Below are 15,872 nucleotides of genomic sequence, written 5' to 3'. Positions count from 1 at the left end.
TCCCGGCAGGAAGAAGTCGCATCATGCACCAGATGGGCACCGTCTCCCCGAGTCTCGAGGAGTTCCGGGAGCTGGCGAAGCATCACCGCGTCATCCCCGTGCGCACCACGGTGATGGCCGATGCGCTGACCCCGATCGGGATCTACCGCAGCCTGGTGCTGAGCGAGGACGGCACGGCGCCGTCGGGCACCTTCCTGATGGAGTCCGCCGCCCAGGGCATCTGGTCGCGCTGGTCGTTCATCGGCGCGGGATCGCGCGCCACCCTGATCAGCAGAGACGGCCAGGCGCACTGGCTCGGCGACGTCCCCGTCGGTCTGCCGGTGGACGGCAGCCCGGTCGAGGCGCTGCGCGAGACGCTGTCCGTGCTGGCCACCGAGCGCTTCCAGGACGCGCCGCCGCTGTCCTCGGGCATGGTCGGCTTCCTGGGCTGGGAGGTCGTGCGCCGCTGGGAGAAGCTGCCCGATCCGCCCCAGGACGATCTGGGCATCCCTGAGCTGGCCATGAACCTGGTCTCGGAGATGGCCGTGCACGACAACACGGACGGCTCCGTGACGCTCGTGGCCAATGCCTACAACGCCGACGGCACCGACGGGCGCGTGGATGAGGCCTGGCGGGATGCCGTCGAGCGTCTGGACGCCATGCTCGAGAAGCTCGACCGGCCGTCGCCGCAGTCCCCGGTCTCGATCGCCCAGGATGTGATCGACCGGGACCGGATCGAGGAGGCCGTCGAGCAGTCCTGGCCGCGCGAGGACTTCCTCAGCGCGATCGAGGAGGCCAAGAGGGCCATCGTGGACGGCGAGATCTTCCAGGTCGTGATCTCCCGGCGCTTCGAGGTCGAGTGCTCGGCGGATCCGCTGGAGGTCTACCGCATGCTGCGCTCGATCAACCCGAGTCCCTACATGTACCTCTACGCATTCGAGGACGCCGACGGCCGGCCCTTCCACGTGGTCGGCTCCTCCCCGGAGGCGCTCGTGAACGTCTCGGACGGCCAGGTCGTCACCCACCCGATCGCCGGCTCCCGTCCCCGCGGGGCCACGGCGGAGCAGGATCAGGCGCTGGGGCAGGAGCTGCTGGCCGATGAGAAGGAGCGCGCCGAGCACCTCATGCTGGTGGACCTCTCGCGCAACGATCTCTCCAAGGTCTGCGAGCCGGGCTCGGTGGAGGTCACCGAGTTCATGGCGATCGAGCGGTTCAGCCACATCATGCACCTGTGCTCCAACGTGGTCGGGCGCATGCGCCCGGACGTGAGCGCCTACGACGTCCTGGCCGCGGCCTTCCCCGCCGGCACGCTGTCCGGGGCGCCCAAACCGCGCGCCCTGAAGCTGCTCGACCAGTACGAGCCGCGGCGCCGCGCCGTCTACGGCGGAGTGGTCGGCTACATGGACTTCGCCGGCTCCATGGACGTGGCCATCGCCATCCGCTCGGCGCTGCTCGTCGACGGACGCGCCTACGTCCAGGCCGGCGGCGGGATCGTGGCCGACTCCGTCCCGGAGACCGAGGCGCTCGAGTCGCTGAACAAGGCCGCGGCGCCGCTGCGCGCAGCCCTGGCCGCCCAGTCCGTGCGCCGCCCGCGCCGTCTGGGCGCTGAGGCCCGGCAGCAGTTCGACGATGCCGCGGGAGCCGCCCGATGACAGCCCTGCGGCGCAAGCCGATCGTGGTCCTGCTGTGCCTGGCCCTGGGGGCCGTGCTGTTCGGCACCTCCGCCATGACCTGGGTCCACGCGAGTGTGGCCACCGCGGTCTCGCAGATCGACGTGGACGTGCGCGGCAGCGACGCCGCTCCTGCTGTCTCGGCCCTCGGACTGGTCGCCATGGCCGGTGCGGTGGCGCTGACCATCGCCGGTCCTCGCATGCGACCGGTCGTGGCCCTGGTGATCGCCGCTTCCGGGCTGGGCTCGCTGATCGCCGTGATCGGCGCGATCGCCGATCCTGTCGGCGTCTCCGAGGGCGTCGTCGGGGAGATGACCGGCGTGGTCGGCACGGGAGCCGAGCACGAGCTCACGGCCGGGCCCTGGCTGTGCGCCGCGGCCTCGGCCCTCGTGATCCTCGGCGGTCTCTGGGCCCTGGTCTCGGCACGGACCTGGGCCGCTGCGGGCCCCTCGCGCTTCGAGCGCGGCACGGCTCAGCGCCGGGCCGCAGGCGAGGACGAGCGCGAGTCGGACCGCCGCGATGACATCGACTCGTGGGATGCCCTGACCGAAGGGCGCGACCCCACCGGCTCCTGAACCGCCGCTTCCGCACCTGTCGCTGAGCGTCACAGTCGCGGTCAGTGGCACAATGGAGTCCAGCACCGCCATCACTGGTCGGCGCCCCGCACGAGGGGCCCGACCCCGAGCACCGCAGGGAGACCTGAACCCATGTCGCACGCGACCACCAGCTCCGCCGCACCGTCGGAGGCCGCAGCCCGCCTCGAGGCCGAGCGCGAGGCCCACGGCCCGGATGTCATCGTCCTGGACCACACCGGCTACGTCGGTCACGGGAACACGGTCGCCGCCTGGGCATGCGTGGCCGTCATGTCCGTGGGCATCGTCATCGGCCTGATCGGCTTCGTGCAGGAGCTCGGCAGCGTCCTGATGTGGGTCGGCGGGGGAGTCGTCGTCCTGGGCCTGATCGTGGGCGCCGTCCTCAAGGGCATGGGCATGGGCTACGAGGGCGAGGTCCGCAAGTACGAGCGCGGCGAGCTCAAGCACTGACCCGCTCGGCTCGCCGGCGGACGCAGCGTTGGCGAGCCACCGATCGCCCTGCTGCGCGATCAGCCCGACCCGCACCGGATCAGCCGGCCTGCGGGTCGGTCCATGCCGCGACCACCACAGACTTCCAGGAGAGGACACGTCCCGTATGACCGAGCAGCCCGAGGGAAGCGTGAGGGCCACCGGAACGGTCCTCGACTCCATCATCGACGGTGTCCGCGAGGACCTCGAGGCCCGGCGCGCCGTCGTGCCGCTCGAGGAGATCCGACGAGCGGCCGCCCAGGCGGCCCCGGCCCGCGATGCCATCGCCGCGCTGCGCGGAGCGCACCAGGACTCGCTCGAGATCATCGCCGAGGTCAAGCGCTCCTCGCCCTCCAAGGGCGCCCTGGCCCCGATCGAGGACCCCGCCGCCCTGGCCGCGGCGTATGAGCGCGGGGGAGCGGCCGTGATCTCCGTGCTCACCGAGCAGCGCCGCTTCGGCGGTTCGCTGGGGGATCTGGACGCGGTGCGCGCCGCCGTGGACGTGCCGGTCCTGCGCAAGGACTTCACGGTCGACGAGTACCAGATCCACGAGGCTCGTGCCCACGGCGCCGATCTCATCCTGCTGATCGTCGCCGCCCTGGACGACGTCGCCCTGGCCCATCTGCTGGCGGTCACCGAGGATCTCGGGATGCAGGCCCTCGTGGAGACGCACACCGAGGAGGAGATCCGCCGGGCGGCGGCGGTGGGGGCGAAGATCGTGGGGGTCAACACCCGCGACCTGAAGACCCTCGATGTCGACACCGATCGCTTCGGGCACCTGGCCGAGCACCTGCCGACCGATGCCGTGCTGGTCGCCGAGTCCGGGGTCAGCGGCCCGGGCCAGATCGAGGACTATGCCAGACAGGGCGCCCATGCCGTGCTCACGGGTGAGGCCCTGGTGCGCGCCGGGGATCCGGTCGGCACCGTCGCGCAGTTCCGCACCCTCGGCGAGTCGATCCGCGCCGCGGCCCGAGGCCGGCGAGAGGCCCAGGCCGGCCAGCGCAGGTACTCGGACGCCCCGGGACCGTACTTCGGCGACTTCGGCGGACGCTGGATGCCCGAGTCCCTGATCGCCGCTCTCGATCAGGTCACCGACACCTTCGAGAAGGCCAAGGCCGACCCCGAGTTCCTGGAGCAGTTCCAGGCGCTGTCGCGCGACTACGCCAATCGCCCGTCGCTGCTCAGCGAGGCCGAGCGCTTCGGGGCCCACGCGGGCTGCCGCGTCTTCCTCAAGCGCGAGGACCTCAATCACACGGGCTCGCACAAGATCAACAACGTGCTGGGCCAGGCACTGCTCGCCCAGCGCATGGGCAAGACCCGTCTGATCGCCGAGACCGGCGCGGGGCAGCACGGCGTGGCCACGGCCACAGCCGCCGCGCTGCTGGGCATGGAGTGCGTGGTCTACATGGGCGCTGAGGACACCCGCCGCCAGGCCCTGAACGTCGCGCGGATGAACCTGCTGGGTGCCGAGGTCGTGGCCGTGGAGCACGGCTCGCAGACGCTCAAGGACGCGATCAACGAGGCCCTGCGCGACTGGGTGTCCTCCGTGGACACCACCCACTACCTGCTGGGAACCGCGGCCGGCCCGCATCCTTTCCCGGCCATGGTCCGCTGGTTCCACCAGCAGATCGGCGACGAGGCCCGCGCCCAGATCCTGGCGCAGACCGGCCGCCTCCCGGACGCCGTGGCCGCCTGCGTGGGCGGCGGCTCGAATGCGATCGGCATCTTCCACGCGTTCCTGGATGACCCCGAGGTCGAGCTGCACGGCTTCGAGGCAGGCGGCGACGGCGTGGACACCCCGCGCCACGCCGCGACCATCTCGCTGGGCCGTCCCGGCGTGCTGCACGGTGCCAAGACGTTCCTCATGCAGGACGAGGACGGGCAGACCATCGAGTCGCACTCGATCTCCGCCGGCCTGGACTACCCGGCCGTGGGTCCTGAGCACGCCCACCTGGCCGCCAGCGGGCGGGCCGTCTACACGGCGATCACGGATGACCAGGCCATGGACGCGTTCCGGGTGCTGTGCCGCACCGAGGGCATCATCCCGGCCATCGAGTCCTCACACGCCCTGGCCGGTGCCGTGCAGCTCGGCGCCGCGTGGCGCGAGCAGCTGGGCGAGGAGGCAGCAGCGCAGAAGATCGTCGTCGTGTCGCTGTCCGGGCGCGGGGACAAGGACGTGGCCGCCGCCGCCGAGTGGTTCGACATGCTCCCGGACGACTCCCGGGAAGAGAAGATCGCCGAGAAGGGGGAGCAGCTGTGAGCCAGACCAGCAGCACCGGGTCCCAGCGCCCGGGCGAGGCAGCAGTCACCGAGCAGACCGGGGCACCTCAGGCTGCCGTGCAGGCCGAGCGCCTGTCCGGACCCGGGTCGCTGATCGAGCGGCTCCTCCCCGAGGGTCTGGCTCAGGATCCCGACTCGCGGCTGGCCGCGCGCATCGAGCAGTGCCGCTCGGAGGGCCGGCCCGCGCTGATCGGCTACCTGCCCGCCGGCTACCCGAGCGTCGAGGAGTCCATCGAGGCCGCCGTCGCCCTGGGCCGCGGCGGAGCAGATGTCGTCGAGGTCGGCCTGCCGTACTCGGACCCCGTCATGGACGGCGAGGTCATCCAGGCGGCCACCACGCAGGCCCTCGCCCGCGGGGTCAGCACCGAGGACGCCTTCCGCGTCGTGCAGGCGATCACCGAGCGAACGGACGCCGTCGCCGTCGTGATGACCTACTGGAACCTGGTCATGCAGCACGGCGTGGACCGCTTCGCCGCCGATCTGGCAGCCGCCGGCGGCTCGGGGATCGTGACCCCGGACCTGATCCCGGACGAGGCCCAGGAGTGGTTCGAGGCCTCCACGGCCCACGGGCTGGACCGGATCTTCCTGGTCGCCCCGTCCAGCACGCGCGAGCGCATGGAGATGACGGCCCGGGCGGCGTCCGGATTCGTGTACGCCGTGTCCGTCATGGGAGTCACCGGCGCCCGGGACTCGGTCTCGGACGCCGCCCAGGACGTCGTGCGGCGAGCCCGTGCGGCAGGCGCGCAGAACGTGTGCGTCGGGCTGGGCGTGTCGCGCCGCGAGCATGTCGAGGAGATCGGCGCCTACGCCGACGGCGTGATCGTGGGCACCGCGCTCGTGAAGGCCCTGCGCGACGGCGGCGCCGAGGCCGTCGGACGTCTGGCCGCCGAGCTCGCCGGCCGCAGCTGATCCCTCCCGGTGCGGGTGCACAGCACCCGCACCGGCTCACCTCCCACCCCCTCCCGAGCGCACCTGCAGCAGGAAGGCCCCCATGCTCGTCTCGCCCACGCTGTCGATCCCCTCGCCGAGCTGGAGCGGGTTCTCGTTCGGGCCCTTCGAGGTCCACGCCTACGCCCTGTGCATCCTGCTCGGGATGGCGGCGGCGATCGCGCTCACGAGCCGGCGCATGGAGGCCCGCGGCCAGGACGGCGACTTCGTCATGGATGCGGCGCTTCTGGCCATCCCGCTGGGCATCATCGGGGCTCGGCTGTACCACGTGCTCATCACGGATCCGTCGTACTACTTCGGCTCCGCCCAGGGCCTGATCGAGATCCCGCAGCTGTGGAAGGGCGGGCTGGGGATCATGGGCGGCGTGGCCTTCGGCGCGCTGGCCGTGTGGATCGTGTGCCGGCTGCGCGGGACGTCCTATGCCCTGTTCGCCGACTGCGTGGCACCGGCGCTGCTCGTGGCCCAGGCCCTGGGCCGCTGGGGCAACTGGTTCAACCAGGAGCTCTTCGGGCGCCCCACCACCCTGCCGTGGGGCCTGGAGATCTCGCCCACCTCGGGCAACTTCCCGGAGGGACTGCCTGCCGACACGCTGTTCCACCCCACGTTCCTGTACGAGTCGCTGTGGAACCTGCTGGGTGCGGGCCTGATCATCTGGCTGGGACGCAGCCGCGCCACCGCCCATCGCGTCGACGGCGGCCGCTCGATGGCGCTGTACCTGATCTGGTACGGCACCGGGCGCATGCTGATCGAGCTCTTCCTGCGCATCGATCCCTCGGCCATGCTGCTGGGCATCCGCATCCACGTCTTCACCGCAGCCGCTCTGATCGCAGTGGGCCTGCTGCTGTTCGCGTGGCTGACCCGGCGCAAGTCCGTCGTCGTCGGCTCCATCGCGGCTCCTGCCGCTGTCGGGTCCGCGTCCCCGGTGCCGGGCTCCGACAGCGCCGCCGATGTCCGGCTGCAGGCCTTCGTCGAGACCCGGGACACGGATCCTTCCCGCGCCGCCACGAGTGGCTGAGCGGGACGGCTGTGCCTCGGCACGGGGGCTGAGGCTCAGCCGATGTCCTGTGACGCGACATGAAACAGGCAGGAAACACCGCCGAAGTATTCTCGTCGCCGCATCAGCGTGCAGGCCGCTGACGCGGCCCGGCTGCTGCCGTCGGGGTAGCGCGTCGCTGCAGCGGTGCTGAGCCGCAGCCATCAGGTGAGGAGAACCCCATGTCGCAGTCCGACCCCGCTTCCCGGGGACGTCCGGATTCGCTGAGCGAGGACCAGGCCGCCGAGGAGACCTCGACGCAGACCGCGCACCAGCGCTCGGAGGAATCCGTCCGCTCGCCGTTCACCGAGTTCTCAACCGCGCCGGCCCAGCAGGGCCTCTACCACCCGGAGCAGGAGAAGGACGCCTGCGGCCTGGCCGTGATCGCCACCCTGGACGGACAGCCCCGCCACGAGATCGTGGACAAGGCCCTGATCGCGCTGCGTGCCCTCGAGCACCGCGGCGCCGTCGGCGGCGACTCCGGCTCCGGCGACGGCGCGGGCATCCTCCTGCAGATCCCGGATGCCTTCTTCCGCGAGGTGCTCGACGTCGAGCTGCCGGCACCGGGTACCTACGCCGTGGGCTCGGTGTTCCTGCCCACCGGAGGCCGCGACGAGGCGCTGATCCGCGCGCAGATGGAGGAGATCGCCCACGCCGAGGGGCTCGAGGTCCTCGGCTGGCGCGAGGTGCCCGTGGACGACTCCGCGATCGGCAGCGCGGCGCGATCGGTCATGCCGTACTTCGTCCAGCTCTTCGTCCAGCAGCGCCGCGATGCCCAGGAGGCCTTCACCGGCCACATCCCGATCCAGGACCTGGACGGCACGGCCGCGCGGCTGCAGCTCGATCAGAAGGCCTTCCGCCTGCGCAAGCGCTCCCAGAACCGCCTCGGCGTCTACTGCGCGTCGTTCTCGAGCTCCACCATCGTCTACAAGGGCATGCTCACCACGGCCCAGCTCGAGCCGTTCTACCCGGATCTGTCGGATCAGCGCTTCGCCACGCGCCTGGCCGTGGTGCACTCGCGCTTCTCGACCAACACGTTCCCGTCGTGGCCGCTGGCCCAGCCCATGCGGATCCTGGCGCACAACGGAGAGATCAACACCGTCAAGGGCAACCGCAACTGGATGCGCGCGCGTCAGTCGCAGCTGAAGTCCCCGCTGCTGGGCCGCAACCCGGAGGAGCTGTTCCCCATCTGCTCCGAGGGCGCCTCGGACTCGCAGTCCCTCGACGAGGTCGCCGAGCTGCTCATGCTCTCCGGCAGGCCGCTCGTGCAGGCCATGATGATGATGATCCCGGAGGCCTGGGAGAACCACGAGACCATGGACGCCGACCGGCGCTCCTTCTACGAGTACCACTCCACGCTCATGGAGCCCTGGGACGGCCCCGCCGCCGTGGCCTTCACCGACGGGCGCCGCGTGGGCTCGGTGCTCGATCGCAACGGTCTGCGCCCCGGCCGCTTCTGGGAGACCGAGGATGGGCTGGTCGTCTTCGCCTCGGAGGTCGGCGTCGTCGACCTGTCGGACCGCACGATCGTGCGCAAGGGCCGGGTGGCCCCGGGCACCATGTTCCTGGTGGACACCGTCGAGGGGCGGATCGTCGAGGACACCGAGCTCAAGCAGGAGATCGCGCAGCTGCAGCCGTGGCAGGAGTGGTCCCAGGGCAATACGGTGCGCTTCGCGGATCTGCCCGAGCGCGAGCACATGCGCCACCCGCGCTCGTCGATCGAGCTGCGGCAGAAGACCTTCGGCTACACCCACGAGGAGCTGGCCAAGATCATCGGCCCCATGGCCGAGAAGGGCGCAGAGCCCATCTACGCCATGGGCACGGACACCCCGGTGGCCGTGCTGGCCGAGCGCCCGCGGCTGCTGTTCGACTACTTCGTGCAGTCCTTCGCCCAGGTGACGAATCCGCCGCTGGACTCGATCCGCGAGGAGCTCGTGACCTCCATGCGCAGTGCCCTGGGACCCATGGGCAATCTGCTGACCACCAAGCGCGTGCGCACCCACCAGGTGATCCTCGAGTTCCCCGTCATGAACAACGACGAGCTCGATCAGCTGCTGCACCTCAGCGATGAGGACGAGATGCCCATCGCCCTCAAGGTGCGCGGGCTCTACCGCCCCGAGGGCGGGGGAGCGGGGCTGCGGGCGCGCATCTCGGAGATCTGCGAGAAGGTCTCGGCGGCCGTCAATCGCGGCGTGCAGTACGTGGTGATCTCCGACCGGGACTCCAACGGCTCGTGGGCGCCGATCCCGTCACTGCTGCTCACCAGCGCGATCCACCACCACCTGCTGCGCTCGGCCACCCGCACCAAGTGCTCGCTCGTGGTCGAGGCCGGCGACGTCCGCGAGGTCCACCACGTGGCGCTGCTGCTGGGCTACGGCGCCTCCGGCGTGAACCCCTACCTGGCTATGGAGTCCGCAGAGGATCTCGTGCGCGCGGGGCAGATCGTCGGGGTCTCCGAGGAGCAGGCGGTCGTCCATCTCATCAAGGCGCTGGGCAAGGGCGTGCAGAAGATCATGTCCAAGATGGGCATCTCGACCGTGTCGTCCTATTGCGGAGCCCAGACCTTCGAGGCCCTCGGACTGTCGAAGGAGCTGATCGACGACTTCTTCACCGGCACCGTCTCGCAGCTCGACGGCGTGGGCCTGGACGTCATCGCCGAGGAGACGCATGCGCGCCATCGTCGGGCCTACCCGGAGGACGGGGTCGTGGAGCCGCACATCGGGCTGGAGACCGGCGGCGAGTACGACTGGCGCCGCGACGGGGCCCCCCACCTCTTCAGCCCGGAGGTCGTCTTCCGGCTGCAGCACTCGACCCGCACGGGCAGCTACGAGATCTTCCGCTCCTACACGCGGCTGGTCGACGAGCAGTCCGAGCAGCTCAAGACCATCCGCGGCCTGCTGTCCTTCGACTCGGATCGCACCTCGGTCCCGCTCGAGGAGGTCGAGCCGGTCGAGGAGATCCTCAAGCGCTTCTCCACCGGCGCCATGTCCTACGGCTCGATCTCCAGGGAGGCCCACGAGACCCTGGCCATCGCCATGAACCGGATCGGCGCCAAGTCGAACACCGGCGAGGGCGGCGAGGACGTCGAGCGGCTCATGGACCCGCAGCGCCGCTCCAAGATCAAGCAGATCGCCTCCGGGCGGTTCGGAGTCACGAGCCTGTACCTGACCAACGCCGAGGACCTGCAGATCAAGATGGCCCAGGGCGCCAAGCCCGGCGAGGGCGGTCAGCTCATGGCTCAGAAGGTCTACCCGTGGGTGGCCCGCACCCGTCACTCCACTCCGGGCGTGTCGCTGATCTCGCCGCCCCCGCACCATGACATCTACTCGATCGAGGACCTGGCGCAGCTGATCTACGACCTCAAGCGCGCCAACCCCTCGGCGAGGGTGCACGTCAAGCTCGTCTCGGAGCTCGGCATCGGCACCGTGGCCTCGGGCGTGACCAAGGCCCGCGCGGACGTCGTGCTGGTCTCCGGCCACGACGGCGGCACGGGTGCCGCCCCGCTGAACTCGCTCAAGCACGCCGGCCTGCCGTGGGAGATCGGCCTGGCCGAGACCCAGCAGACGCTGATGCTCAACGGGCTGCGCGACCGGGTGGTCGTGCAGGCCGACGGGCAGATGAAGACCGGGCGCGACGTCGTGATCGCGGCCCTGCTGGGCGCGGAGGAGTACGGCTTCGCCACCGCCCCGCTGGTGGTCGAGGGCTGCATCATGATGCGCAAGTGCCACCTCGACACCTGCCCGGTGGGCGTGGCCACGCAGAACCCGCTGCTGCGCGAGCGCTTCACGGGCAAGGCCGAGCACGTCGTGAACTTCTTCACGTTCCTGGCGCAGGAGGTCCGCGAGCTGCTGGCTCAGCTGGGCTTCCGCAGCCTCGACGAGGCCATCGGACACGCCGAGGTCCTGCGCACCGACCGCGCGATCCGGCACTGGAAGGCCGAGGGCCTGGACCTGACCCCCGTGCTGCACTCCTCGGTGCTCGAGCACGAGGGCAAGGAGGTGCGCTCCCGCCGCGGCCAGGACCACGAGCTCGACCAGCACTTCGACGTCGCCCTGATCCGCGAGGCGCGCCCGGCGCTGACCGATCGGGAGCCTGTGCGGCTGCAGCACGAGATCGTGAACACCGACCGCTCGGTGGGCACCATGCTCGGGCACGAGGTCACCCGCATATTCCAGACCGACGAGCTCGGCCACGACACGATCGACGTCACCCTGCTCGGGCAGGCCGGGCAGTCGCTGGGGGCCTTCCTGCCCCAGGGCATCACCCTGCGGCTGGAGGGCGATGCCAACGACTACGCCGGCAAGGGCCTCTCCGGCGGTCGGATCATCATCCGCCCCGCTCGGGATGCGTCCTTCACCGCCGAGGACAACGTGGTGGCCGGCAACGTGATCGGCTACGGCGCCACGAGCGGCGAGATCCTGCTGCGCGGCCAGGTGGGCGAGCGCTTCCTGGTGCGCAACTCCGGAGCCACCGCCGTGGCCGAGGGCATCGGCGATCACGGCTGCGAGTACATGACCGGCGGCACCGCGCTGATCATCGGGCGCACCGGCCGCAACTTCGGGGCCGGCATGTCCGGCGGCGTCGCCTACGTGCTGGACCTGAGCGAGGCCGCCGTGAACCTGCAGTCGCGCACCAGCGGCGAGCTGCAGCTGCTCGGCCTCGACGCCGAGGACCGCGACACGGTGCAGGACCTGCTGCGCCGCCATGCCGAGGAGACCGGATCGCAGCTGGCCCAGCGCCTGCTCGATGACCTCGACACCACCTGCGCGCGCCTGACCAAGGTGCTCCCGCGCGACTACTCGACTGTGCTCGGCATCCGCGCCGATGCGCAGCGCAGCGGCCTGGACCCCGACGGGACCGAGGCCTGGAACCAGATCCTGGAGGCGACGACCCGTGGCTGATCCCCGTGGATTCCTCAAGACGACCGAGCGCGTGGACCGGCCCAAGCGGCCGGTGCCGGTGCGCATCATGGACTTCGCCGAGGTCCAGACCCGGCAGGACGCTTCCGTGATCCACGACCAGGCAGGGCGCTGCATGGACTGCGGCATCCCGTTCTGCCACCAGGGCTGCCCGCTGGGCAACCTGATCCCGGAGTGGAACGACCTCACCTGGCGCGGTCGTGACCGCGAGGCCGTGGCCCGCATGCACGCGACCAACAACTTCCCGGAGCTGACCGGGCGGGTGTGCCCGGCCCCGTGCGAGTCTGCCTGCGTGCTGGGCATCAATCAGCCGGCCGTGACGATCAAGCAGATCGAGTACGAGATCGGGGAGAAGGCCCTCGAGGACGGCCTGCTCGAGCCGTTCATCCCGGACCGCCTGGTCGGGCAGACCGTGGCCGTCGTCGGCTCGGGCCCGTCCGGTCTGGCCGCAGCCCAGCAGCTCACGCAGGCCGGTTTCACGGTCGCGGTCTTCGAGCGCGACGACCGCATCGGCGGGCTGCTGCGGTACGGCATCCCGGACTTCAAGCTCGAGAAGCACGTGCTGGAGCGCCGCCTCGAGGTCATGAGGCAGGAGGGAACTCGCTTCCGCACCGGAGTGGAGATCGGCCGGGACATCACCTGGGATCAGCTGCGTCGCCGCTACGACGCCGTGATCGTGGCCACCGGCTCACTCGAGCCCCGGGAGCTGTCCGTTCCCGGCCGGGAGCTGGACGGGGTGCACCAGGCCATGGAGTACCTCACGCAGTCCAACCGCGTCATCGCCGGCGACGAGGTGCCGGATCAGATCCGCGCCGAGGGCAAGCACGTGGTGGTGCTGGGCGGCGGCGACACCGGCTCCGACTGCATCGGCACCGCCAACCGCCAGGGTGCTGCCTCGGTGACCAACATCGCGATCGGCTTCGAGCCGCCGGCGACGCGCCCGGACTCCGAGCCGTGGCCCATGACCCCCAAGGTGCTCGACGTCTCGTCCTCGCACGAGGAGGGCGTGGATCGGGTCTACCTGTCCTCGACCGTCGAGCTGATCGCCGGTGCGCACGGCCGGGTGCAGGCTCTGCGCCTGGCCGAGACCGAGTACCTGCCCGACGGCAGCCGCGTCCCCAAGGCCGGCACCGAGCGCGAGATCCCGGCGGATCTGGTGCTGCTGGCGCTGGGATTCACGGGAAACGAGTCGGAGGATCTGACCTCGCAGCTGCAGGTCGGGCGCGAGCCTCGCGGCACCGTCGCCCGGGACGATCGCTACATGACCTCGGTGCGCGGCGTCTTCGCCTGCGGGGATGCCGGCCGCGGCGCCTCGCTGGTGGTGTGGGCGATCGCCGAGGGCCGCGCCTGTGCCGCCGAGGTCGAGAAGCACCTCACCGGCAGCACCCGGCTGCCAGAGCCCGTGCGCCCCAGCACGCGGGCGATCGACCTGCGCTGAAGGCCCTTGCTTCCTGCCCCGGGTTCGATCATCCGGGGCAGGCGATCCGGGGCACTGGGCCGTCGTGCGCGGGTCGAGGGGCCCCGCCCGTGCACGGCGGAGATCGGTGCCCGCCGGCGCCGCACGTGACGAGAATCTCGGTGTTCGCCCTCAGCGCTCGTTTGGATTCGCCCATCTCCGACCGATCACCTGCAGGGCGAGTATGGTGGGGGATGGAAGCGGGCCCCCGGGCCTGCGAGCATGACCCCGGCAGAGCTGCCGCGCAGGATTCCTCCCTCGCAGCTTCGGGGGCCTGCGCGATCGTCTGCCTGTTCCGACATCGAGCAGGAGGAAGTGCCTTGCGCAGAGCGAAGATCGTGGCCACCATCGGTCCGGCCATCAGCTCCTACGAGAAGATCACCGAGGCCATCCAGGCAGGGCTGAACGTCGCCCGCCTGAACATGAGCCATGACACCCACGACACGCACCTGGCCTCGTACCAGAACCTGCGTCGGGCCTCCGAGGACCTCGGCCAGACCGTCGCGATCATGGCGGACCTGCAGGGTCCCAAGATCCGCCTCGGCCGCTTCGGCGACGGCCCCCACGAGCTCGCCGTGGGCGATGTCTTCACCATCACCGTCGAGGACATCGAAGGCGATCGCAGCCGCTGCTCCACCACCTTCAAGGGCCTGCCCCAGGACGTGGCGCCCGGCGATCAGCTGCTGATCGACGACGGCAAGGTCGCCCTGAGGGCCACCGAGGTCACCGACACCGACGTCACCACCGTCGTGGAGGTGCCCGGCAAGGTCTCGAACAACAAGGGCATCAACCTGCCCGGCGTGGCGGTCAACGTCCCCGCCCTGTCGGACAAGGACGAGGTGGACCTGCGCTGGGCCCTGAACACGGGCTGCGACCTCGTTGCGCTGTCGTTCGTGCGCACCGGCGACGACATCACCCGCGTGCACGAGATCATGGAAGAGGAGGGCCGCCGCGTCCCCGTCATCGCCAAGATCGAGAAGCCGCAGGCCGTGGAGAACCTCCACGAGATCATCGACAGCTTCGACGGCATCATGGTCGCTCGCGGCGATCTCGGCGTCGAGCTGCCGCTGGAGGAGGTCCCGGTCGTGCAGAAGCGCGCGATCGAGCTGGCGCGCCGCTGGGCCAAACCGGTCATCGTGGCCACCCAGGTCCTCGAGACCATGATGGAGAACCCGCGCCCCACGCGCGCCGAGGCCTCGGACTGCGCCAATGCCGTGCTCGACGGCGCGGATGCGGTCATGCTCTCCGGCGAGACCTCGATCGGCGCCTACCCGATCGAGGCGCTGCAGACCATGTCGCGCATCATCCTGGCCACCGAGCGCCAGGGCTGGGAGCGCATCGGCCAGATGGTCACGGAGCCGCGCACCCGCGGCGGTGCGATCACCCGCGCGGCCGTCACCATGGCCCGTCAGCTGGACGTCCAGTACCTCACCACGTTCACGCAGTCCGGTGACACGGCCCGCCGCCTGTGCCGTCTGCGCCCGCAGCAGCCGATCCTGGCCTTCACCCCGGACCCCAACGTCGTGGCGTTCTGCTCGCTGCTGTGGGGCGTCCAGCCGATCCTCAGCGATCAGGTCGACCACACCGACGAGATGACCCGCCTGGTGGACCTCTACCTCCAGTCGCATGATCTGGCTTCGCCGGAGGACCTGGTGGTCATCTGCGCCGGCTCGCCCCCAGGCGTTGCCGGTTCGACCAACCTGGTCAAGGTGCACCGCGTCGGCGACGCGAAGGACTCCGGCGCCACGGCCGAGGAGGCCAAGGAGCGCCACGAGCGTATCGGCCCCTGGAAGGGCTGAGCCTCCCGCCCGGCGCTGATCAGCGCTGACACCAGCCCCCGGATCCCCGCGGATCCGGGGGCTGGTGTCATCTGCACGACGGAGGACCGACCAGGCCGTGCTGAGCGACAGCTGAGCCCGTTCGCGCATCGACGCGCCGAGATCCCGTCTGCGTGCAGCCGCCTTGCCGAGATCGGGCTTCCGTGCGCTGAATCCGCTGAAACGCGCACGGAAGCGGGATCTCGGCGGGTGCAGGCACGACGTGGGCAGAATGTGGACAGAGAAGTGAAGAAGGCCTGAGCCGCGACCTCGTCTGTCGATGAGATCGCGGCTCAGGCCGAGAGTGCCCAAGGTGGGACTCGAACCCTCGCAACACCGCAGGTTGGGAGAGTGAACCCCCGGAATCATGCGGCTCTGAGTCTCCCAGCACCCCCCTAGATCACCCCGAATCGGGGGCAGGTGTGGGCAGAATGTGGGCACGAACTAGCCGGCTCGTCGCCGCCATGAGGAACCGATGCGCCACCCCAACCGGGCAGCGCCCAGCTCCGGCGATCACCCGGCCAGACACGCCCTACTGGGCCTGAGGAAACCCCTCCTGCTCGGGGGGATACCGCTATGCCCAGGGAGCGGGATTCCGGCCGGGGTGGACCCCCTCCCCCCTGCCCTCGGAGGCCCTTCTGTGGAATCTCGTTGTGGATGGATCGCTATGCCCAGGGAGCGGGAATCGCGTCGCCGGTGACGGGCTCCC

General features: G+C 70.6%; 9 protein-coding genes. All 9 read left to right on the top strand.

The window, feature by feature from the left end; genetic code table 11:
• The first annotated feature begins 23 nt into the window (after positions 1 to 23).
• The 9 genes from M3E84_RS08405 (at position 24) to pyk (ending at position 15,145) form a co-directional block, all read left to right on the top strand.
• Positions 24 to 1,631, top strand: a complete 1,608-nt coding sequence (locus M3E84_RS08405) for an anthranilate synthase component I (RefSeq protein ID WP_259895749.1) — start codon at positions 24 to 26, stop codon at positions 1,629 to 1,631.
• A complete protein-coding gene (locus M3E84_RS08400; RefSeq protein ID WP_259895748.1) occupies positions 1,628 to 2,224 on the top strand; it encodes a Trp biosynthesis-associated membrane protein in 597 nt (198 codons plus the stop codon). The genes M3E84_RS08405 and M3E84_RS08400 overlap by 4 nt, the downstream gene beginning before the upstream one ends.
• A gap of 132 nt (positions 2,225 to 2,356) precedes the next feature.
• Positions 2,357 to 2,692: an HGxxPAAW family protein gene (locus tag M3E84_RS08395; RefSeq protein ID WP_259895747.1), complete on the top strand. Its 336-nt coding sequence runs from the start codon at positions 2,357 to 2,359 to the stop codon at positions 2,690 to 2,692.
• A gap of 145 nt (positions 2,693 to 2,837) precedes the next feature.
• On the top strand, positions 2,838 to 4,970 hold the full coding sequence (gene trpB / locus M3E84_RS08390; RefSeq protein ID WP_259895746.1) for a tryptophan synthase subunit beta: 2,133 nt from the start codon (positions 2,838 to 2,840) through the stop codon (positions 4,968 to 4,970).
• A gap of 110 nt (positions 4,971 to 5,080) precedes the next feature.
• On the top strand, positions 5,081 to 5,899 hold the full coding sequence (gene trpA, locus M3E84_RS08385) for a tryptophan synthase subunit alpha (protein WP_396415592.1): 819 nt from the start codon (positions 5,081 to 5,083) through the stop codon (positions 5,897 to 5,899).
• A gap of 82 nt (positions 5,900 to 5,981) precedes the next feature.
• Complete coding sequence (gene lgt / locus M3E84_RS08380; protein ID WP_259895745.1) at positions 5,982 to 6,953, top strand: prolipoprotein diacylglyceryl transferase; 972 nt, start codon at positions 5,982 to 5,984, stop codon at positions 6,951 to 6,953.
• Between the two features lie 200 nt (positions 6,954 to 7,153).
• Complete coding sequence (gene gltB, locus M3E84_RS08375; RefSeq protein ID WP_259895744.1) at positions 7,154 to 11,872, top strand: glutamate synthase large subunit; 4,719 nt, start codon at positions 7,154 to 7,156, stop codon at positions 11,870 to 11,872.
• Positions 11,865 to 13,328, top strand: coding sequence for a glutamate synthase subunit beta (locus M3E84_RS08370; protein WP_259895743.1), 1,464 nt, complete (start codon positions 11,865 to 11,867; stop codon positions 13,326 to 13,328). The genes gltB and M3E84_RS08370 overlap by 8 nt, the downstream gene beginning before the upstream one ends.
• A gap of 338 nt (positions 13,329 to 13,666) precedes the next feature.
• Positions 13,667 to 15,145, top strand: a complete 1,479-nt coding sequence (gene pyk / locus M3E84_RS08365) for a pyruvate kinase (RefSeq protein WP_259895742.1) — start codon at positions 13,667 to 13,669, stop codon at positions 15,143 to 15,145.
• Positions 15,146 to 15,872 lie beyond the last annotated feature (727 nt).

The organism is Kocuria sp. p3-SID1428 (assembly GCF_025149945.1).
Classification (GTDB): Bacteria; Actinomycetota; Actinomycetes; order Actinomycetales; family Micrococcaceae; genus Kocuria.
This window is presented reverse-complemented; position numbering and strand designations above follow the sequence as displayed.

Excerpts from the sequence above, each read along its gene's own strand:
- lgt (WP_259895745.1), top strand. The coding sequence starts at position 5,982 with ATGCTCGTCTCGCCCACGCTGTCGATCCCCTCGCCGAGCTGGAGCGGG.
- M3E84_RS08395 (WP_259895747.1), top strand. The coding sequence starts at position 2,357 with ATGTCGCACGCGACCACCAGCTCCGCCGCACCGTCGGAGGCCGCAGCC.
- trpB (WP_259895746.1), top strand. The coding sequence starts at position 2,838 with ATGACCGAGCAGCCCGAGGGAAGCGTGAGGGCCACCGGAACGGTCCTC.
- M3E84_RS08405 (WP_259895749.1), top strand. The coding sequence starts at position 24 with ATGCACCAGATGGGCACCGTCTCCCCGAGTCTCGAGGAGTTCCGGGAG.
- gltB (WP_259895744.1), top strand. The coding sequence starts at position 7,154 with ATGTCGCAGTCCGACCCCGCTTCCCGGGGACGTCCGGATTCGCTGAGC.
- M3E84_RS08400 (WP_259895748.1), top strand. The coding sequence starts at position 1,628 with ATGACAGCCCTGCGGCGCAAGCCGATCGTGGTCCTGCTGTGCCTGGCC.